Genomic DNA, 19,542 nt, shown 5'->3' on the forward strand with positions numbered 1-19,542 from the left:
GGGCTGGGCGACTGCCGTGGCAATCAGCGTACTATGTGACGCGCCTATAGCGGACGTACCGGCCTTCGCGCACTTCGGGGGATACGACAGCGAGTTAAGCGCTCGATTCATTGCCAGGTCCTTATCGCCACTGCGGCCTTTGCGACGGAGATGGGCATGCGGATTGCGCCTTGCGCCGATACGGCGGCGAGGACGCCGCCCGCCAATTGCGGAGGGGAAAGTCATGAGGCCAACCGTGTTAGGCGTGTACGACAGTTACACGAATGCGTGTTCGGCGCAGCGCGCACTGGGCGAGGCTGGGATAGCGCAAGCGGATATTGCCATCTACTCGATATCGGTTGATGCTCCCCGCGAAAAGGGGCCACGTGTCTATTTACAGGGCGCTATCGATACGCACCACCACAAGAAAGTCTTCGATCGACTGGAGCAGTTGTTCGCGCGCATCTTCACGAAAGGAGCGTATCCAGCGGATGCGGAGGATTACAGGGAGTTCCTCCGTCGCGGTGGCACGGTAATCAGCGCCGATGTTTCTGAATCGCAAGTCGATCAGGCGATTGAAACGATGCTCCGCATGGGCGCTGCCGACATCGAGGAGCGCGCCAACGCGTGGCGTACTGGTTCTGCGAAGGTGCAAGGTCAGGAACCTGCGGCGCATCCGGGCAGTGCCATGACTGGCGAACGCGCCAGGCCGCACGAAGCCACACACGGATGGCAAGGCGACACGCGGGCCGCATCGGCCGCGCGGCCGACGCCTTCCACGGGCACCCCTGCAGGGCGCGGTGCGACCGCTGGCGTGGAGAAGCAGCCGCACGCCGCGGGCGCGTCTGAAGCCGGGTTCGCGCGCACGAATCCTGATGCCGGCGTCAAGGCGCACACTGCGCAAGCGCACGACGGCAACGCCGCTGCGTCAAACGCCCAGCGTCCATCGGGGACGGGCTTCATGGGCGACCCGGGACTCGGCAGTCAGCACGACGACCAACAGCCGTACGACAACGAATTTAGAAAGGACTACGACGCACATTATGCGAATACGGGTGCGTCATACGACGAGTATCGACGTGCCTACTCACATGGAGCTACACTCGGACGCGACGAGCGGTTTCGCGGGGCCGACTGGCAGGGCGTGGAGGCGAGTGCGCGCGCGAACTGGGAATCGCGATATCCGGAAAGCGGATGGGAGCGCTTCAAGACGGCTGTGAGGCACGGTTGGGAACGTGTCCGGGGCGGCGGCTAGGCTAGAACTCGAATACTTGTCACGAGGTCAACGGCGCGCCTGGATCTGAAAGCATCCACAGATTCGAGGCGCGCTGAGGGCAGGGCCACATTAGTTAAGACTCCTACCATTTACACGGACAAATCGACGCCGCGTTCTGGGTTCATGGCGCGCGAGGTCTGTAGATATCAATCAGCCTGTTCCGGCCACAGCAAGTTGTGCAATTCACGTTTGCTGGATCGGGCGTCGTGGGACCAGAAGCCTTTTATCTCCCTGGACTGGAAATGCCGGTTGCCAGTCCTGCGCTGCTTCAAGCCCGCCAACCCAGGCACTGTTTGCGAATTGAAAGGTGGGTATCCGCACTTACCCCAAGGAAAAGACGCTGGCATTTCTCTGCCGCGCATACTACGATTGCGCCCAATGTTACCGGTTACAGTAAACGGTAACATTGGAGTGAGCAAAACCGCGCTCCAGCCCGGCGCGGCCGGAAGCGACCATTATTAATAGAACAGGAGACACGAGATGAATCTGGCCCCCAACGTGCGAAGCCGTTCCAGGATTCGCTGGTGGGTTGCCGGCCTCATGTGGGCGGCGATCGCGATCAACTACATCGACCGCACGGTGTTGTCGGCGGCGGCGCCGCGCATCCAGTCGCAATTCCATCTGAGCGCGGTCGAAATGGGTGTCGTCATGTCGGCGTTCTTCTGGTCGTACGCGCTGCTGCAACTGCCCGCGGGTTTTCTCGCCGATCGTTTGGGCCAGAAGAAAGTGCTGGGTTTCGCCGTGCTTTGGTGGTCGCTGGCGACGGCGGCCACGGGCGTCGCGAACGGTTTCAAGTCGCTCGTCGCGTTGCGCGTGGCGCTTGGCGTAGGCGAGGCGGGCGCGTATCCGAGCAACGCGGGCATTGCGTCGAAGTGGTTTCCGCGCAGCGAGCGCGCGACGGTCGCGGGCATTTTCGACAGCGGTTCGAAGCTCGGTGGCGCGATCGCGCTGCCGCTCATCGCCGCGATGCTTACGGCGTTCGACTGGAAGATCACGTTCGCGCTCACCGGTTTGCTCGGTCTGATCTGGTACGTGGTGTGGCAGTTCACGTTCAGTGATTCGCCGCGCGATCACAAGCGGGTTAATCCCGAGGAACTCGCGCACATCGAGAGCGATTCACTGGCCCAGCGCAGCGACAGGGAGGCGAGGCCACCGCTGCGCAAGCTGCTCGCGCATCGCAACATCTGGGCGATGTGTATCGGCTTCTTCATGATCAACTACAACTCGTACTTCTTCATTACCTGGCTGCCCACGTATCTCGTGAAGGCGCGTGGCATGACGATGATGGAAATGGGCTGGATGGCGTCGCTGCCGCTGCTCGTCTCGATCGTGGTCGAGATTTTCGCGGGCTGGGCGTCGGATCGCGTGTTCGCCTCGGGCAAGCTTTCGCTCACCGCCACGCGCAAGCTCTTTCTCGTGATCGGCTTGCTGATGGCATCGAGCATTGGCTTCGCCGCGTTCGCCGATTCGGCCGCCGTTGCGGTGCTGCTCCTGTGCATCGCGAAGTCGGGCACGACCGTGGCAGCTTCGCAGGTCTGGGCGCTGCCGGCCGACGTCGCGCCGCGCAACGCCGTGTCGATGGTAGCGGGCGTGCAGAACACGGTATCGAACATCGGCGGCGTGGTTGGCCCGATCGTTACGGGCGCGATCGTCGGCGCGACGGGTTCGTTCGTGCCCGCGCTCGTAGTGTCGTCGGCGCTGATCGGCGTGGCGATCGTCAACTATCTGTTCCTGCTGGGCAAGGTCGAGCCGATTCGCCTCGACGGTGCTTCGACGCAGCCGCAGGCGCGCGAGTACAGCAACGCCCCGTAATTCCACCGAATCGACCTTCGTTGTGTCGATGGAAGCATTCCCGCTGATCCCCTCAAGCCGGAATCCGTAGTAGTCCTGTAAATATTAAAACCAGACAGATCACCTGTATGAAAAAAGCACTTTTCGCAGCGGCCGGGCTTTTGTCCGTCGCACCCGTCGTGGCGCAGGCCCAAAGCTCCGTCACGTTGTATGGTCTCGTCGACGCCGGTATCGGCTACGTCAACAACATCAAGGGCGGCTCGGCGTTCCAGCTGACGAGCGGCCGCTTGAGCGGCAGCCGCTGGGGCCTGAAAGGCAACGAGGATCTCGGCGGCGGCCTGAGCGCGGTGTTCACGCTCGAAGGCGGTTTCAAGCCCAGCGACGGCACGGCCGCGCAAGGCGGGCGTCTGTTCGGCCGCAGCGCGTTCGTGGGCATTGCGAAGAGCGGCGTCGGCACGTTCACGCTCGGCCGCCAGTATGAGCCGCTCGCGGATCTGGTCGCGCAATACGCAGGTCCGGGCACGTGGTCGCCGTCCACGCACGTGGGCGACAACGACAACCTGAACCAGACCTTCCGTATCAACAACGCGGTGAAGTTCCGCAGCGAAACCATCGCGGGCTTCACCGTCGACGGCATGTACGCGTTCAGCAACCAGGCGAGCGGCTCGGCCGGGCAAGGTTTCGGCAACAATCGGGCATGGGGCATCGCTGCGAACTACGTGAACGGGCCGCTCTCGATCGGCGGCGGCTACGTGCTGCTCGATCATCCGAACACGACGGCCAACACGAGCGGCGCGATCGGCGGCGCATCGAGCACGAGCGGCGACGACTACAGCGGCGGATTCTTCTACAACCTCAACGGCGGCGTGGCCCGTCAGCAGATCGCGGTGGCCGGCACGAACTACAAGATCGGCAGTGCGATTGCGGGCTTCGCGTTCAGCCACACGGAACTCAACTACAACGACGGTTCCACGCGCAAGTTCAACAACTACGACGCGAACCTGCGCTACCTGCTCACGCCGGCCACGACGCTGATCGGCGTGTACACGTTCACGGACGGCCGCGCGAACGGCCTGCCGGGCACGGGCCGCGCGACGCTCAAGCCGAAGTGGCATCAGTTCACGCTTGGCGTGGACTACGCGCTCTCGAAGCGTACGGACGTCTATCTCTCGGGCACGTATCAGCTCGCGGCGGGCGACGCATCGACGCGCGTGGGTTCGTCTTACAGCCGGATCGCGGCGATCGCGTATGCGGGCGGCGCGTCGTCCACGAATCGTCAGGTCGACGTGTTCACGGGCATCCGCACGAAGTTCTGAGCGTGCTTTCACATGCTACAAGCGAAAGGCCTCGCGCTGTTTGCGAGGCCTTTTTGCGTGGTCATCGCGACGCGATGAATCTCAGGCCGAGCCGCGTTCGATCAGCGTGAAACCGACGTCGACTTTCGCGCGCTTGCTCGTGCCGGTCTCGATTTTCTCGATCAGCATGGACGCTGCCAGCTTGCCGATCTTCGTGCCGTCGATGCGAATGGTCGTGAGCGCTGGGTCCGTGTCGGCGGCGAAATTCTGGTCGCCGTAGCCAATCACCTTGAGGCGCCCCGGCACGTCGAGCCTGCGCGCATGGGCCTCCAGGAGCACGCCGAGCGCCATGATGTCGGCGCCGCAGAAGATCGCGTCGATCTGTGGATGTTCGTCGAGCAGCTGCGCGAGCGCGCGCCGGCCGTCGCCGAGATGCGCGGGCGAGGGCACGGCGGCCACGGGAATCTCGCGCTCGCTGCCGAAGGCTTCGATGAAGGCGTCGGCACGCAGCTTCGCCCGGCGATCGCCCGGCGTGACGATGGCCGGATGCCGCGCGCCGCGCTCGCGCAGGTAGCGCGCCGCCGCTTCGCCCACGCGCGTGTGCGAGAAGCCGATCAGCATGTCGAGCGGCGAGCGCGTGATGTCCCACGTTTCGACCACGGGAATGCCGGCCGCGCGCAGTTTCTGCCGCGATGCCTCCGAGTGGATCACGCCGGTGAGCACGATGCCTGCCGGACGGCGGCCGATGATGGCGTCGAGCAGCGCCTCTTCGCGCGATTCGTCGTAGCCGCTCTGGCCGAGCAGCAGCTGATAGCCGGCCGTTTCCAGCTCGGCGGTCAGGGCGGCGACGGTTTCCTGGAACACGCTGCCCGCCATCGCCGGGATCAGCGCGACGACGAGGTGGCTGCGATTCGAGGCGAGCGAGCCCGCGATCAGGTCGGGCGTGTAGCCCGTTTGCCGCACGGCTTCGCGCACGCGTTCCAGCGTTTCGACCGAAACGAGTTCGGGATTGTTGAGGGCGCGTGAAACCGTGACCTTCGTGACCCCGGTCAGTCTGGCCAGATCGCTGAGCGTGACCCGGCCGGTGTTCCTGCGGGCACGCCGTGACACGGTGCCGGCGGCGGGCGGGGCGAATTCTGTCGAGGTCTTGGTCACGGGCGCGGGCGCTCCTGCTGCAAAAAGGTGTTGGCAATTATCCCAAATCTGTACTACGATGGCATCTATGTTACCGGTTACATTAACCGGTAACTTTGTTCCAGAACGAAAGGCGGCGCGTTCCCCGGCGCGGCCAGCAACCATTTCGCATGGGACCGGAGCAGGTGCCGCTGCGCACCCTCTGGATCGTCAGCGGAGACAGGCGAATGCTCCAGTCCAACAAGTCCTATCACGGGCCGTTGATCCGGCTCAACCCGAACGACAACGTCCTGATCGCGCGCGAGCCGCTGACGATCGGGCATCAAGTCTCGATCGAAGGTCAGGCGATTCGCCTGCGCGCGCAGGTCGCGGCGGGCCACAAGGTGGCGGCGCGGCGCATTGCGTCAGGCGAGCCCATCCGCAAGTACGACACCGTGATCGGCGTGGCCGCGCGGGACATCGAGCCCGGCGACCACGTCCACACGCACAACATCACGCTCGTCGATTTCGACCGCGATCCGGGCTTCGGTCTCGACGTGAGGGCCGTCGACTACGTCGCGCCGGAACAGCGCGCGACGTTCAGCGGCATCGTGCGGCCCGACGGACGCGTCGCCACGCGCAATTTCGTCGGCATCATCGCGTCGGTCAACTGCTCGGCCACGGTCATTCGCCATATCGCCGACTACTTCACACCCGAGCGCCTGCGCGATTATCCCAATGTCGACGGCGTGGTCGCGTTCGCGCAAACCAGCGGCTGCGGCATGTCCTCGCCGAGCGAGCACTTCGACGTGCTCCGCCGCACCATCGCGGGCTACGCGCGTCATCCTAACCTGGGCGGCGTGCTTATCGTCGGGCTGGGTTGCGAGCGCAACCAGGTCGGCGATCTGCTCGACTCGCAAGGATTGAAGACGGGCAAGGCCGTGCACGCGCTGGTGATGCAGGATACGGGCGGCACGCGCGCGACGATCGAAGCCGGCATCCAGGCCGTGCAGGCAATGCTGCCCGCTGCGAACGACATCGTGCGCACGCCGGTGCCCGTCAGCCATCTGAAGATCGGTCTCGAATGCGGCGGCTCGGACGGGTTCTCGGGCATCACCGCGAATCCCGCGCTGGGCGCGGCGATGGACCTGCTCGTGCGGCACGGCGGCACCGCGATCCTCTCCGAAACGCCCGAGATTCATGGCGTCGAATACATGCTCACACGCCGCGCCGTGTCGCCCGAAGTCGGCCAGAAGCTGCTCGACCGGCTCGCGTGGTGGGAGCGGTATACGCGCGGCCAGAATGGTCAGTTCAACGGCGTGGTCGGGCCGGGCAACCAGCAGGGCGGTCTCGCCAACATCTTCGAAAAGTCGCTCGGTTCCGCGATGAAGGGCGGCACGACGCCGCTGCAAGCCGTGTACGAATATGCGGAGCCGATCGATCGCGCGGGCTTCGTGTTCATGGATTCGCCCGGCTACGATCCCGTCGCGGTGACAGGCCAGATCGCGAGCGGCGCGAACCTGATCTGTTTCACCACGGGCCGCGGCTCCATGTTCGGCTCGAAGCCCGCGCCGACGCTCAAGCTCGCGAGCAACACGCCCATGTTCACGCGGCTCGAAGAGGACATGGACATCAACTGCGGTCTCGTGATCGACGGCGAACGCACGATCGAGGAAATGGGGCAGGACATCTTCGATCTGATCGTTCGCGCGGCTTCGGGCGAGCGCACGAAGAGCGAGCTTCTCGGACTCGGCGATAACGAGTTCGTGCCCTGGCACATGGGCATCGTAAGCTGAAGGCGCGTAATGCGCGTCTTGAATCGACATCAATAGAACAGGTAGGGAGACAGCAGATGCTCAAATCTGCGCAACGGCATGGCCGCTCGAAGATGCGCTGGTGGGTCGCGGGCCTCATGTGGGCCGCGATCGCGATCAACTATATCGATCGCACGGTGCTATCGGCGGCGGCCCCGAAAATTCAGTCGGAGTTTCATCTCGACGCGATGCAGATGGGCATCGTCATGTCGGCGTTCTTCTGGTCGTATGCGCTGCTGCAATTGCCCGCAGGCCTGCTCGCCGATCGCCTGGGCCAGAAGAAAGTGCTGGGTTTTGCGGTGCTCTGGTGGTCGCTCGCGACCGCGGTGACGGGCCTCGCGAGCGGTTTCCGCTCGCTGGTCGGTTTGCGCGTGGCGCTGGGCGTGGGCGAGGCGGGTGCGTACCCGAGCAACGCCGGTATCGCCACGCGCTGGTTTCCGCGCAAGGAACGCGCGACCGTCGCGGGCATTTTCGACAGCGGCTCGAAGCTGGGCGGCGCGATCGCCTTGCCGCTAATCGCGTGGATGCTGGCCGCGTTCGACTGGAAGATGACCTTCGTGCTCACGGGCCTGCTCGGCATCGTGTGGTTCGTCGCGTGGCTGGTGAGCTTCACCGATTCCCCCGCCGATCATCCGCGCGTGAATGCGGCGGAACTCGCGTACATTGAAAGCGATAAAGGCTTGCAAAGCGCGCAGCCGCCCGTGCGTCCGCCGTGGCGCAAGCTGCTTGTGCACCGCAACGTGTGGGCGATGTGCATCGGCTTTTTCATGATCAATTACAACTCGTACTTCTTCATCACGTGGCTGCCCACGTATCTGATGAAGGAGCGCGGCATGAGCGTGCTGCAAATGGGGTGGATGGCCTCGTTGCCGCTGCTCGTGTCGATCGTCGTCGAGATTTTCGCGGGCTGGGCCTCGGATCGCGTGTTCGCGAGCGGCAGACTGTCGCTCACGGCAACGCGCAAGCTGTTTCTCGTGATCGGGCTCGTGATGGCATCGAGCATCGGCTTCGCGGCGTTCGCGCATTCGGCGCTCGTGGCGGTGCTGCTGCTGTGCATCGCGAAGTCCGGCACTACGGTCGCGGCCTCGCAGGTGTGGGCGCTGCCAGGCGACGTCGCGCCGCCCAATGCGGTTTCGATGATCGCGGGCCTGCAAAACACGGTGTCGAATCTCGGCGGTGTGGTCGGCCCGATCGTCACGGGCGCCATCGTCGGCGCGACCGGCTCGTTCGTTGCCGCGCTGCTGTTCTCGGCGGCGCTGATCGGCATTGCGATCGTCAACTATCTGTTCCTCCTCGGGAAGGTGGAACCCATTCAATTCGGCGACCCCTCACAGGAGACACGCATTCATGAACCCGCAGACTTCAGGGCTTAATCCGTTCAAGGCGGCGCTCGCCGCGCGCAGGAAGCAGGTCGGCTTCTGGCTTTCCATGGCCGATCCGTATCTCGCCGAAGTGAGCGCGACGGCGGGCTTTGACTGGCTCCTCATCGACAGCGAGCACGCACCCAACGAGTTGCGCACGATCCTCGCGCAATTGCAAGCCGTGGCGGCGTACCCGGGCGAGCCGGTCGTGCGCCCCGTGAACGGCGATCCGGCGCTGCTCAAGCGTCTGCTCGATATCGGCGCGCGCAACCTGCTCGTGCCGATGGTCGATACCGCCGACGAAGCGCGCGCGCTCGTCGCTGCCGTGCGCTATCCGCCGCATGGCATTCGCGGCGTGGGCAGCGCCGTGGGCCGCGCGTCGCGCTGGAGCCTGCGTACCGATTACCTCAATATTTCGGATGACGAAGTGTGCCTGCTCGTGCAAGCCGAAACGGCGACGGCGCTGGGCAACCTCGAATCGATCTGCGCGGTGGACGGCGTGGACGGCGTGTTCATCGGGCCGGCCGATCTCGCGGCTTCGATGGGCCATCGCGGCAAGGCCACGCATCCCGAAGTGCAGCAGGCGATCGACGGCGCGATCCGCACGATCGTCGCGTCGGGCAAGGCGGCAGGCACACTCACGTCCGACCCGGCGCTCGCGCGTCATTACCTGGAGCTCGGCTGCACGTTCGTCGCGACGGGCGTGGACATCCTGATGTTCGCGAACGCGGCGCGCAAGCTCGCGCGCGATTTCGCGGACGTACGCACAGCGGACTAAGGCCCCGCGCGGTCGGTTCGCCGGTCACGCCCGTCGCGACGGTCTAGCGGTTCACGATATCCCCTGTAGAAAGGAGCACGCAGTGAGTTTGGAGTTGACGCGAGGCGAACTGCTTCGACAAGATAATTTCATCGACGGCCAGTGGATCGCCGCCGCCGGAGGCAACCGGCATGCCGTGATGAATCCGGCGACGCAGGACACGCTCGCGCAGGTGGCCAACAGCAGCGCCGCCGACGCCCGCGCCGCGACGGACGCGGCGAGCCGCGCCTTGCCCGCCTGGCGCGACAAGCTGCCCCGCGAGCGGGCGCACGTGCTCAACCGTTGGCACGCGCTCATCATCGAGAACACCGAGGATCTGGCGCGACTCATGTCGATGGAGCAGGGCAAGCCGCTCGCGGAGGCGCGCGGCGAGGTTGCATACGGTGCGTCGTACGTCGCGTGGTTCGCCGAAGAGGCGACGAAGGTCTACGGCGACATCATTCCGCAGACGCAGCGCGGCAAGCGCATGAGCGCGATCAAGGAGCCGATTGGCGTGGTCGCCGCGATCACGCCGTGGAATTTTCCGCTCGCGATGATCGCGCGCAAGATCGCCCCGGCGCTCGCAGCCGGCTGCACGGTCGTGGCGAAGCCCGCCGAGGACACGCCGCTTACGGCGCTCGCGCTGGCCGCGCTCGCGCAGGAAGCGGGCTTGCCCGACGGCGTGCTCAACATGATCTCTGCCGCGCGGGACGAAGGCATTGCCGCTGTGGCCGACTGGCTCGCCGACGATCGCGTGCGCAAGATCACCTTCACGGGCTCGACGGCAGTGGGCAAGCATCTGGCGCGCGAATCGGCAGGCACGCTCAAGAAGCTCTCGCTGGAACTGGGCGGCAACGCGCCGTTTATCGTGTTCGAGGACGCCGACCTCGACGCGGCCGTCAACGGCCTGATGGCGGCCAAGTTCCGCAACGGCGGGCAGACCTGCGTGTGCCCCAATCGCATCTACGTGCATGAATCGGTGTACGAACGATTTGGTGATCTGCTGGCGCAATGTGTCGCTGCGCTTCACGTGGGACCGGCAACGGACCCGAAGGCGCAGATCGGCCCGATGATCAACGAGCGTGCGATCGACAAGATCGCAAAGCACGTCGAAGACGCCGTGGCGAATGGTGCACGCGTACTCACGGGTGGCAAACGGCTCGCCGAACTGGGGCCGAACTATTACGCGCCCACCGTGCTCGCCGATGCGACCGACGCGATGGTGCTGTGCTGCGAAGAAACGTTCGGTCCTGTCGCGCCACTGTTCCGCTTCGCGGATGAGAATGACGTCATCAGGATCGCAAACGACACGCCTTTCGGTCTCGCGGCTTACTTCTACACAAACGACGTACGCCGAATCGATCGCGTGGCGCGAAAACTGGAAGTCGGTATCGTCGGCATCAATGAAGGCGCCGTGGCCAGCGAAGCGGCGCCCTTCGGCGGCGTGAAGGAGTCTGGCTATGGGCGCGAAGGCTCGAAGTATGGCCTCGACGACTATCTCAGCATCAAGTATCTGTGCCAGGGCGGGCTCGACTGAAGTTGACGGCGCGCGGTCCGGTATGCGGAGACCGGCCGCGCGGCCGAATGGCTCGATGACCTGACCGCGGTGCTTCTTGCGACGAAGCGCCTTGCCATTCGCCGACGTCGGTTTGCGGATGTTGTCCGCCCAGGCGACGGACAGCTACGCGTAAATCCACGATCCGTTGAATGCGCGACCTGTGGAAGAATCCAATTCGATGCATGACGAAGTAGTTAGCCGAAGACCATGAAGCCTATTTTAAGGATAACCCTCGAATAGCGCCATACATCCTGTCAGGCGCGAGGTGTAGATGCACTATGTGCTGCAACGCTCGAGCGACTGCCGAGTCGCAGGGAGTTTGAAAGCCGGCTACTTCTCACAAACAACGGCGGAGATGACAAGCGGCATGACGACCTTCACCGTCGCGGTGCTGCCGATTTGACGAAGGCGCTCCCTGACCGCGTCTTCCCCTGCCACTACGGCGACACCATAGATTTGACGCGGCGCTCCGTTACCATCGGCCGTCTGCTGGAACGTCCCATCGTCCGGTACGGAGCCAAATACAGCCTGGACTTTAAATCCGAGCGCAGTCAGGCTCTGCTTCTGCCTGGGGCGATACGCATTGACTGAATTGGCCGACACTTTCATTGGTCGTGGATCTATTTCCTTTTTGGCAAGCAGCTGTTGAATGAATTCGTGCGGCCCAGCATGGCAATCCAGGCTTGCGCCAATCTCATGCGCGTAAATTGCGTTCGAGGCGAGGGCCGTAACAACAACGGCGTGCCGAATCAGATGAGGGAGTCTCACGGCAACCATATCCTTTGGCGCTTCATCAGCGCAGAACTCGCACCATAGCGCGAAATTGCTCGCCCTTTGCCGGGCGTCGGCTAGCGGATTCCGACGCCGGCTCGACGTGGCCGACCGTATGGAAGCTCAATTCAGCGCTTCTGCGGGGCCGAAGAACTCGTATCGGCTTCTATCCTCGGGTACGCCCAGTTCGCGCAGTGACCGCTTGATGAAAGCCATGAACGGTTTTGGACCCAGGAAGTAGGCGTCGAGGTCGTCGGCCGGCGGAAGCCACTTTCGCAATTGCTCCAGGGTCGGCCGACCCACTCGGTCGGGAACATGCCCGTCGGGGAACCGCCCTTCGGAAATTTGCGTCCCCCGTGCTTCAGTCTCTTCATAGACGACGTAAGACTTCAGCCGTGGAAAACGGCCGTGCCACGCCTTGAGTCCATCTGCGAAGGCATGCACCAGCGCATTGCGCGCGTAGTGGATGAAAATGACGTCCCGCTGGTTGCCGTCCAAAGCCGCTTGCGCCATGGCTAGCGTGGGTGTGATACCGACGCCCCCACTGATCAGTAACCTCTCGAATGGCACGCAGCAGACAGGTGCCCACGATCGGGTAGTGCTCGGACTGGATTTGTAGCGCGACGTGCTTGCTTACGATACGAGGCGCAAGCGGGCCAAGCGCTTCAAGGTGGTCGATGTTGCGTGCGTATGTGAGGACGGCGTTGGCAAGCGCCCGTTGCTGGGAGCCGCTGGCCTGGTGAGTCTGGTCGAACAGCGGGCGCACTTTCGGATACCCGTCGAGCATGAGCTTGTAGAAGTATCTTGTTAGTGCTTCGCCGCCCGATTCCAGCAACGGAACGGTGACCTTGATGATGTCGCGTTGGCTGTCGCTCAACATATGAATCTCGCTCAAAAGTGGGGTCGTTGGAGGCAAGGACTATTTGGTCACCGGTTGCTTTGGAATCTTCGTGAAATCAGGCGGACGTTTCTCGAGGAAAGCCGATAGCGCTTCCTTTGCCTCTGCTGAACCAACCCGCACCATGAACTCCTGGTTTTCAGCGGTCACTGCGTCGTTGAGCGGATCGATAGAAGCCTGCTTGATCAGCCGTTTGCTAGCCAGCAACGCGCCGCACGGTTTTGCAGCGAGTTTCTGCGCCGTTGCCGTGGCGGTCGCGAGCAGATCGCCGTCGGGCACCACACGAGTCGCGAGGCCCAACTCCACCGCTCGCTGGGCAGTGAAGGGTTCACCCAGCAGGAATAACTCCGCCGCCCTGAGATGACCCATGCGAGCGGGTATCGAAAAGCTCGATCCGAATTCCGGCACCAGCCCAAGATTGATAAATGGCATCAGAAACTTTGCGCTCTCGCCCGCGTAGACGAAATCGCAGTGAGTCAGCATTGTGGTTCCACTGCCGACCGCCGCGCCTTGCACAGCCGTGACGATCGGCTTGTCGAATGCGATAAGCGCCTCCATCAGACGGCCCTGTGGAAAATCGCCCGGCCTGGGAGGACGATTGAGGAAGTCCCCGATGTCGTTTCCCGCGCAGAACGACTGGCCGACGCCATGCCAGAGCACAACGCGGACTTCGTCGTTTTCGGAGGCTTCGTTGAGGATATCCGCGAGGCGCGAGTACATATCTCCCGTCATGGCGTTTTTCTTCTCGGGACGATTGAATGCGACACGAAGAACGCCGTCGTCAGTACATTCGGTAATGATGTCACTCATGGTTTGCTCCAAACTCTCTGTTCGCGCCTGTGTCAAGCGACTTGCGCCTTGACGCTCGGCACCGTGCCGGCCTCGCGCAAGCTGTCAATGTCCTTCACATCGAATCCCAACTCGCGAAGGATCGCTTCGTTATGCTCACCAAGGTCGGGCGCGCGCCGCGCCGGCACTTTAGCGACGCCATGCACCTGAATCGGATTGCTGATCGTCGAGATCAGCTTGCCGCCAGCACCTTCAAGTGGAACGATGACATCGTTTGCGCGCAACTGCGGATCGTCGATCACCTCCTGCGGTCCGCGCACCGCGCCGTACGTGACGTGTGCGCCACTGAACACGTCGTGCCAGTGCGTCATGGGTTGCGCGCCGAAGACTTCGTCGAGAATGGCTGTGAGCTGCTGCATATTCGCCGTCAGCTGCGCCGGATCGGAGAAACGCTCATCGGTCAGCAGATCCGCGCGGCCAATTGCGTTCGCGACTGCGGCCAGCTTGTCGGGTGTCACGACGAGAACGAACCAGGTGCCGTCGGCCGCGCGGTACACGTTGAGCGCTGCATTCGCGGGATGCTTGCGATCGTGTGGCGGAGCGAACTTCGCGCCGGCCAAAGCGGCCTGGATCGCGACGCTTGCCGACCAGACACCTGAGGCAAGGAGGGAGGTCGTGACGTAAGATCCGATACCTGTGCGCTCGCGCCGGTAGAGCGCGGTGACGATCGCGGCGTAGATTCCGAGCGCCGTTGCGTTGTCGCCGCTGCCGGCCACGGGCCAGGTCGGCGGTGCGCCGGCATCGCGCGTCATGGAGAGCAGGCCGCTACGCGCCCAGAACGCGGTGATATCGAAGCCGGGCATTTCCGCATCCGGCCCGCTTTCGCCGAAGCCGGTGAGATCCGCGTAGATCAGGCGCGGATTCCAGCGCGCCACGTCGTCGTATTCGAGCTTGAGTTTTTCGCGCGCGGGGTGAGGCGTATTGACGATGAACACATCCGCCCACGCGACAAGCTGCTGGAGGACCTGCTGGGCGCCGGGCGACTTCAGGTTGAGCGTCATGCTGCGCTTGTTGCGGTTGGCTAGATGCCATTGATAGGGTTCATCCGCCGCGGGCTGTGGCGCGATCTTGTGCCCGTGTCTCCAAGGGTCGCCGCCCGGCGGTTCGACTTTGATGACGTCGGCACCGAAGTCCGACAGGATGACGGCGGCGCCGGGCGCCGCGATGAAGCTGGAAAAGTCAACCACTTTGAGTCCAGCAAAAATGTTATCGCTTGCCATTGAATCTCTCCTGAAGCGTGGCCCTTGTTTCACCGTCCCAGGAACTGAGGGGCGCGTTTTTCGAGGAAGGCGGACGTGCCCTCCCTTTTATCCTCTGTCCCGGCGCACAGTCCGAAGTAGGAGGCTTCGAGGGCGAGGCCCTCGCTCTGGGCCGCGTCTAGTCCCTTGTTCACGGCTTCGAGCGATAGCTTCACGGCGACGGGGGCGTTCGAGGCGATCGTCTTCAGAATGACTTCAGCGCGTCCGAGGAGATCGGCTGCCGGAACGACCTCGTTGACGAGCCCGATGCGCCAGGCTTCCTGCGCGCTGATCAGCTCCGCGGACAGAATGAGCTGGAGTGCGCGGCCCTTTCCGACGAGGCGCGGGAGCCGCTGCGTGCCGCCGCCGCCGGGCAGCAAGCCGAGCTTGACCTCGGGCTGGCCAAGCTTCGCGTGCGCCGCGGCAATTCGAAGGGTGCACGCCATGGCCGTTTCGCAGCCGCCGCCGAGCGCAAAGCCGTTGATCGCCGCGATCACGGGCTTGCCAAGGTTCTCGATCAAGTCGAGCACGGCTTGCCCAAAGCGGCTCGACTGCTCCGCTTCGATCGCGCTCGCGTGCGCCAGCTCGCTGATGTCTGCGCCGGCAATGAACGCCTTGTCGCCCGCGCCGGTGAGAATGACGCCGCGTACGGCTGCGTCCTCGCGTGCATCCTCGAAAGCCAGTCGCAGATCCTTCCATGTCTGCGTGCTCAGGGCATTGAGCACTTTGGGTCGATTCACGGTCACGTAAGCGATCGCGTCGCGCTTCTCGTACAGGACGGTTGCGAGCGTTATGACTTCTATTGGCGAAGTCTCAAGCACTACTCCGGGTGAAGATGAATCCGCGATGGTTGTTGAAGACATGATTAGCTTTCCTTATCGGTAGTGTGACGGCAAGGCGCTCCCCGCTCCATCATCGTGAGACCGAACAGCAATTGGCTCCCGCCCACACAGCCGTAGCCTTCGATGCCGAGTCCGCCGATATTCAGCTCCTTGAACCCTGGAATCACTTCGAACGGAAAGGCGTCTTCAACCCAATACTTGTTGATGATCGGCGCGACGTTAGACTCCATGAACGTGCGCACCCGCTGGAGAACCGTTCGCTCGTCTTCGCTCAAGGTCTCCGCGAAGTGATAGAAGTCACTGTCCGGCGGCGGTAGCTGCTTCGGGGTAGTCTTGTTTTCTGCGACTGTAGTCGACATGTTGCCATTCCTGTTGCTCTGGCTTGAAAGCCAAAGATGAAGTATTAGGTGGGCGATCGATTCGTCGTTTGCACCTGGGATCACGCGGCCGAATCTAGCGATTCAATCTGCTGCGCACTGCGAACATTGCGGCGCAGTTCGATTAGACCGAGCAGAACTTCATCGCGCTGTGCCTCCAGCGTCTCGATGGAGCGCGACCCGGTCTCGGCGTGGACACTGTCGATAAGCTTCTTTTGCACGTCGGGGCTCAAAACTGGCGCGCCGAGGGTCTTCCACCAGGCCGTCATCGGGCCGCTGAACTGCTGGAAGAAGTGCTCGATGCCGCCTGGGCCGCCGCCAAGATGGTTGAGCATCATGTTGCCCATTACGCCCCAGCGCAGACCCGGGCCCCACGAGAGGGCCGTGTCCACATCGGCGGCGCTCACCACGCCCTCGGCAACGAGGTAGTACACCTCGCGCGCCAATGCGGCCTGCAGCCGGTTTGCAACGTGGCCGGGCATCTCCTTGTTGACCCGCACCGTGCGCTGCCCGATCGACGTATAAAAATCCGCCACGCGCTGGATGGTCGCTTCCGAGGTCTTTGCGCCGCCGACGATCTCGACTAGCGGGATCAAGTGGGGCGGGTTGAACGGATGCGCGATGACACAGCGCTCGGGATGTGTCGCGGCACCTTTCTGGATTTCGCTCATGGTGAGCCCCGACGAGCTGGATGCAATGATCACGTCGGAATGCAGCATCTCGTCGAGTCGCCCGTAAAGGTTTTGCTTGAAGTCGATCCGCTCAGGCCCATTTTCCTGCACCAGATCCGCGCCGACGAGGGCTTGCTCGAGCACGGGCGTGAACGTGAGATTAGTGAGCGACGCTCCAGGCGAGAGGCCCAATCTCGTGAGCGCCGACCATGCGGACTCCACGAATTTTCGCAAAGACGCTTCCGCGTTCGGTGCGATGTCGGTAGCCACCACATGCAATCCTTTGGCGAGAAACAGCGCGGCCCAGCTCGCGCCGATCACGCCCGTGCCGATGAGGGCGACGCGGCGAATGGGTTTGGTGTCAGTCATGAAATTTCTCCGATGTACGGATCAGACTTCGGCGTAGGCAACGCCAGTGAGATTGCCTTGGGCATAGAGGAAGTTGCGCAGGTTGCTTCCGTCGAGCTGCGCGCAATAGACCGAGCCGCCCAGATCGGTGACGAACATTCGGTTACCGGCCAGGTCGAGCGTGATGCCGATGCCTTCCAGCAGGTGGGTGATCACGATCTCGGGCGTCGCCGCTGTGTCGACCGGGGCGCGATTGACCGTGTTGCCGCGCGGGGGATCGCCACGGTCCGTCCAGTAAAGGACGCGGTTCGCGCGGTCGAACTCGAGGTCGATCGGTTCCGGCAGATGGTCGAACAGCACTTCGATGTCGGAGCGGGTGGCCGGATCTTCGCCACTCGGAATCTCCAGGTTCGCGCGGAAGATACGGCCCTGGTCGCCGTTGTCCGGACCCTTTTGCGTCCAGTAGAGCTTCCCTGCCTTGCGATCGACGGCGACGCCGACGCACCACTTGTTCTGGTCGCGCCGGTCGTTGTCGCCTCGCCCGGACTCGACCAGCGTTTCGACTTGAGAGCCGTCGCAGTTGGCGCGCATCACGCGCATGCCTTCGCGGTCGCACCAATAAAGCCTGGCGCCATCCTTGTCGAGCTGGAGCTGCTTCGGCGTATGCGTGACGCCTTGCGCGACGATGACCACGCGGTTGCTGCCGTCGAGGTCGGCGCGCTCGATCGAGCCGTCATTGGCGCTCAGAGAGCTGCCCATGTTGGTCCAGTAGATATGACCGGCGTTCGCATCCACTGCGATGCCGTCGGGGAGGCGACAATCTGTGACGATCGTCTTGCGGTCGGTGCCGTCTGGATTCATCGAATGAATGGAGTTGCTGCTCAATTCAAGGAGAAACAATCGTCCCGAGGCAATCGTTCCCTGAGGACCGTTGCTTGAGATGGTGCGAGTCATAGTCATTTGGCATCCTTAACAGGTTTGAGCAATGTCGATTTCGGAAGACCCATGCTCATGGACACCAACTTTATGGGGCATCGGCGTGCGATTCAATTGCACGATGGTGTAACGACACCTTGGTGTAAGTGGAAAGGCGCGTTCAATCCTGCGCCCTAGGTGTAATTGCAGCGGTTTGCTGCATACCCTAAATTGCGAAAGTACCGATGGATCTCATTGGCGCGGGCGCTATTGCACGACCTGTGAATTGCCATCGGCGAAGCGTATTGGAATTCGTCCTTCATTCATTGAGTGCTCGCCATGAAAACGCCAACTCGTATCGTTATCGTAGGTGGGGGAATCGCCGGGATTCTGCTTGCAACCAGGCTCGGCGACAGGCTGGGCCGTTCGGGTGAGACTAGTGTCACGTTGATCGACCGAAGCCCCACGCATATCTGGAAACCGATGCTGCACACCATTGCGGCAGGGACGCGCGATGTGAATCAGCAGCGCGTCATTTATCTGTCTCATGCGCGTGAACACGGCTTCACGTATCAGCCGGGTGAGATGTGCGGACTGGACCGCCAACGGCGTGAAGTCCAGCTTGCCGCGATCGAGGCGCACGAGGGCGGCTTGATGCTTGAGCCGCGAACCGTGCCATATGACGTGCTGCTGCTGTGCATAGGCAGCCATGCGAACGACTTTGGCGTGCCTGGAGTCATGGAGCATTGCCATCTAATCGACAGCCAGCAGCAGGCAGAGGCGTTCAACGTCGCGTTGCGCGAGCGTTCGCTTCGTTCTGTGGTCAAGGATGAGGTACTCAGGGTGGCGATTGTGGGCGCCGGTGCGACCGGGGTTGAGTTGTCTGCCGAGCTCAGTCATCTTTTCGAGCTTGCGGCCGGCTATGGCGATCCCGCGATCAGAGAAAGGCTGTGCTTGACGCTTCTCGAAGCCGGGCCGCGTGTGCTTCCGGCCTTCCCGCCGGAGATCTCGTCAGCGAGCCAGCAGCGACTCGAGAAGATCGGTTTTCGCGTCATGACCTCGACGGGCGTCTCCGCCGTTGAAGCGGGCGGCCTGCGTTACGGAGACGGGAAGCTTGCCGAAGCGGATTTGATGGTATGGGCTGCAGGTGTGAAGGCTCCTGATTTCATGAACCAGCTAGCGGGCCTCAAGACCAACCGGTCGAACCAGATCGTGGTATCGGGCACGCTGCAGGCGCTACACGACGAAAATATTTTCGCGCTCGGCGATTGCGCTTCACTCACGCCAGAAGGTGCGCAGCGTCCGCTGCCTCCTACTGCGCAAGTCGCCGCTCAACAGGCGGAGTACCTGGCGCGGCATCTGCCGGATTGGATTCGTTACAACAAGCCACTTCCGGGCTTTGCATTCCGGGATTTCGGTTCGCTCGTGTCACTGAGCGAGTACGACTCCTTTGGCACCTTGGGGCGTTTTGGCTTGTTTCCCGGGGGGCTCATTCGAGGCAAACTCGCTCAGCTGAGCCACGCGATGTTGTACCGACGCCATCAGCAGGCGCTGCACGGTTTTCGCCGGGCAACGCTGCTCTGGACGGCGGAGCAGATCAACGGGCTGGCTCAACCGGATATCCGGCTTGCTTGACGGGATCTCGTGGCC

General features: G+C 62.9%; 16 protein-coding genes and 1 pseudogene. 8 read left to right on the forward strand and 9 right to left on the reverse strand.

Features of this window, described 5'->3' with window-relative positions:
• Positions 1 to 163: 163 nt before the first annotated feature.
• The 3 genes from M3I56_RS12755 to M3I56_RS12765 all read left to right on the forward strand — a co-directional run bounded on the left by M3I56_RS12755 (position 164) and on the right by M3I56_RS12765 (position 4,362).
• Entirely contained in the window at positions 164 to 1,234 is a 1,071-nt protein-coding gene (locus M3I56_RS12755; protein WP_254354234.1) for a hypothetical protein, read from the forward strand.
• A gap of 501 nt (positions 1,235 to 1,735) precedes the next feature.
• Positions 1,736 to 3,067: an MFS transporter gene (locus M3I56_RS12760; protein WP_254354235.1), complete on the forward strand. Its 1,332-nt coding sequence runs from the start codon at positions 1,736 to 1,738 to the stop codon at positions 3,065 to 3,067.
• A 107-nt stretch (positions 3,068 to 3,174) separates the two neighbouring features.
• Positions 3,175 to 4,362 (forward strand): porin, encoded by a 1,188-nt coding sequence (locus M3I56_RS12765; RefSeq protein ID WP_254354236.1) that lies wholly within the window; start codon positions 3,175 to 3,177, stop codon positions 4,360 to 4,362.
• Between the two features lie 81 nt (positions 4,363 to 4,443).
• On the opposite strand, the gene M3I56_RS12770 is transcribed toward M3I56_RS12765, so the two are convergent.
• Positions 4,444 to 5,451 (reverse strand): LacI family DNA-binding transcriptional regulator, encoded by a 1,008-nt coding sequence (locus M3I56_RS12770; RefSeq protein ID WP_254354314.1) that lies wholly within the window; start codon positions 5,449 to 5,451, stop codon positions 4,444 to 4,446.
• Between the two features lie 251 nt (positions 5,452 to 5,702).
• On the opposite strand from M3I56_RS12770, the gene M3I56_RS12775 reads away from it, so the two are divergent.
• From M3I56_RS12775 to M3I56_RS12790, 4 genes are all read left to right on the forward strand, one after another.
• Complete coding sequence (locus M3I56_RS12775) at positions 5,703 to 7,250, forward strand: UxaA family hydrolase (protein WP_254354237.1); 1,548 nt, start codon at positions 5,703 to 5,705, stop codon at positions 7,248 to 7,250.
• A gap of 56 nt (positions 7,251 to 7,306) precedes the next feature.
• Positions 7,307 to 8,641 carry an MFS transporter gene (locus M3I56_RS12780; RefSeq protein ID WP_254354238.1) on the forward strand — a complete coding sequence of 445 codons (1,335 nt, stop codon included), beginning with the start codon at positions 7,307 to 7,309 and terminating at the stop codon, positions 8,639 to 8,641.
• Positions 8,616 to 9,407, forward strand: a complete 792-nt coding sequence (gene hpaI, locus M3I56_RS12785) for a 4-hydroxy-2-oxoheptanedioate aldolase (RefSeq protein ID WP_254354239.1) — start codon at positions 8,616 to 8,618, stop codon at positions 9,405 to 9,407. The genes M3I56_RS12780 and hpaI overlap by 26 nt, the downstream gene beginning before the upstream one ends.
• A gap of 82 nt (positions 9,408 to 9,489) precedes the next feature.
• Entirely contained in the window at positions 9,490 to 10,962 is a 1,473-nt protein-coding gene (locus tag M3I56_RS12790; protein ID WP_254354240.1) for an NAD-dependent succinate-semialdehyde dehydrogenase, read from the forward strand.
• Positions 10,963 to 11,313: 351 nt separating this feature from the next.
• Here the strand turns inward: M3I56_RS12790 and M3I56_RS12795 are convergent, their stop codons facing one another.
• From M3I56_RS12795 to M3I56_RS12830, 8 genes and pseudogenes are all read right to left on the reverse strand, one after another.
• Positions 11,314 to 11,751 carry a hypothetical protein gene (locus M3I56_RS12795; RefSeq protein ID WP_254354241.1) on the reverse strand — a complete coding sequence of 146 codons (438 nt, stop codon included), beginning with the start codon at positions 11,749 to 11,751 and terminating at the stop codon, positions 11,314 to 11,316.
• A 126-nt stretch (positions 11,752 to 11,877) separates the two neighbouring features.
• Positions 11,878 to 12,634, reverse strand: a pseudogene (locus M3I56_RS12800) (globin domain-containing protein).
• A gap of 39 nt (positions 12,635 to 12,673) precedes the next feature.
• Positions 12,674 to 13,462, reverse strand: a complete 789-nt coding sequence (locus M3I56_RS12805; protein ID WP_254354242.1) for an enoyl-CoA hydratase — start codon at positions 13,460 to 13,462, stop codon at positions 12,674 to 12,676.
• 32 nt (positions 13,463 to 13,494) lie between these two features.
• On the reverse strand, positions 13,495 to 14,721 hold the full coding sequence (locus M3I56_RS12810; RefSeq protein WP_254354243.1) for a CaiB/BaiF CoA-transferase family protein: 1,227 nt from the start codon (positions 14,719 to 14,721) through the stop codon (positions 13,495 to 13,497).
• A 29-nt stretch (positions 14,722 to 14,750) separates the two neighbouring features.
• Positions 14,751 to 15,602, reverse strand: coding sequence for an enoyl-CoA hydratase-related protein (locus M3I56_RS12815; RefSeq protein WP_254354244.1), 852 nt, complete (start codon positions 15,600 to 15,602; stop codon positions 14,751 to 14,753).
• Between the two features lie 2 nt (positions 15,603 to 15,604).
• Positions 15,605 to 15,940 carry an acyl-CoA dehydrogenase family protein gene (locus tag M3I56_RS12820; RefSeq protein ID WP_254354245.1) on the reverse strand — a complete coding sequence of 112 codons (336 nt, stop codon included), beginning with the start codon at positions 15,938 to 15,940 and terminating at the stop codon, positions 15,605 to 15,607.
• Between the two features lie 80 nt (positions 15,941 to 16,020).
• Complete coding sequence (locus tag M3I56_RS12825; protein WP_254354246.1) at positions 16,021 to 16,998, reverse strand: 3-hydroxyacyl-CoA dehydrogenase NAD-binding domain-containing protein; 978 nt, start codon at positions 16,996 to 16,998, stop codon at positions 16,021 to 16,023.
• 21 nt (positions 16,999 to 17,019) lie between these two features.
• Positions 17,020 to 17,838, reverse strand: coding sequence for a 3-hydroxyacyl-CoA dehydrogenase (locus M3I56_RS12830; RefSeq protein ID WP_254354247.1), 819 nt, complete (start codon positions 17,836 to 17,838; stop codon positions 17,020 to 17,022).
• A gap of 393 nt (positions 17,839 to 18,231) precedes the next feature.
• Between M3I56_RS12830 and M3I56_RS12835 the strand changes: the two genes are divergently transcribed.
• Positions 18,232 to 19,527 (forward strand): NAD(P)/FAD-dependent oxidoreductase, encoded by a 1,296-nt coding sequence (locus tag M3I56_RS12835; protein WP_254354248.1) that lies wholly within the window; start codon positions 18,232 to 18,234, stop codon positions 19,525 to 19,527.
• Positions 19,528 to 19,542 lie beyond the last annotated feature (15 nt).

The sequence above is a fragment of the Paraburkholderia sp. CNPSo 3281 genome (assembly GCF_024206515.1).
Lineage (GTDB): Bacteria > Pseudomonadota > Gammaproteobacteria > Burkholderiales > Burkholderiaceae > Paraburkholderia > Paraburkholderia nodosa.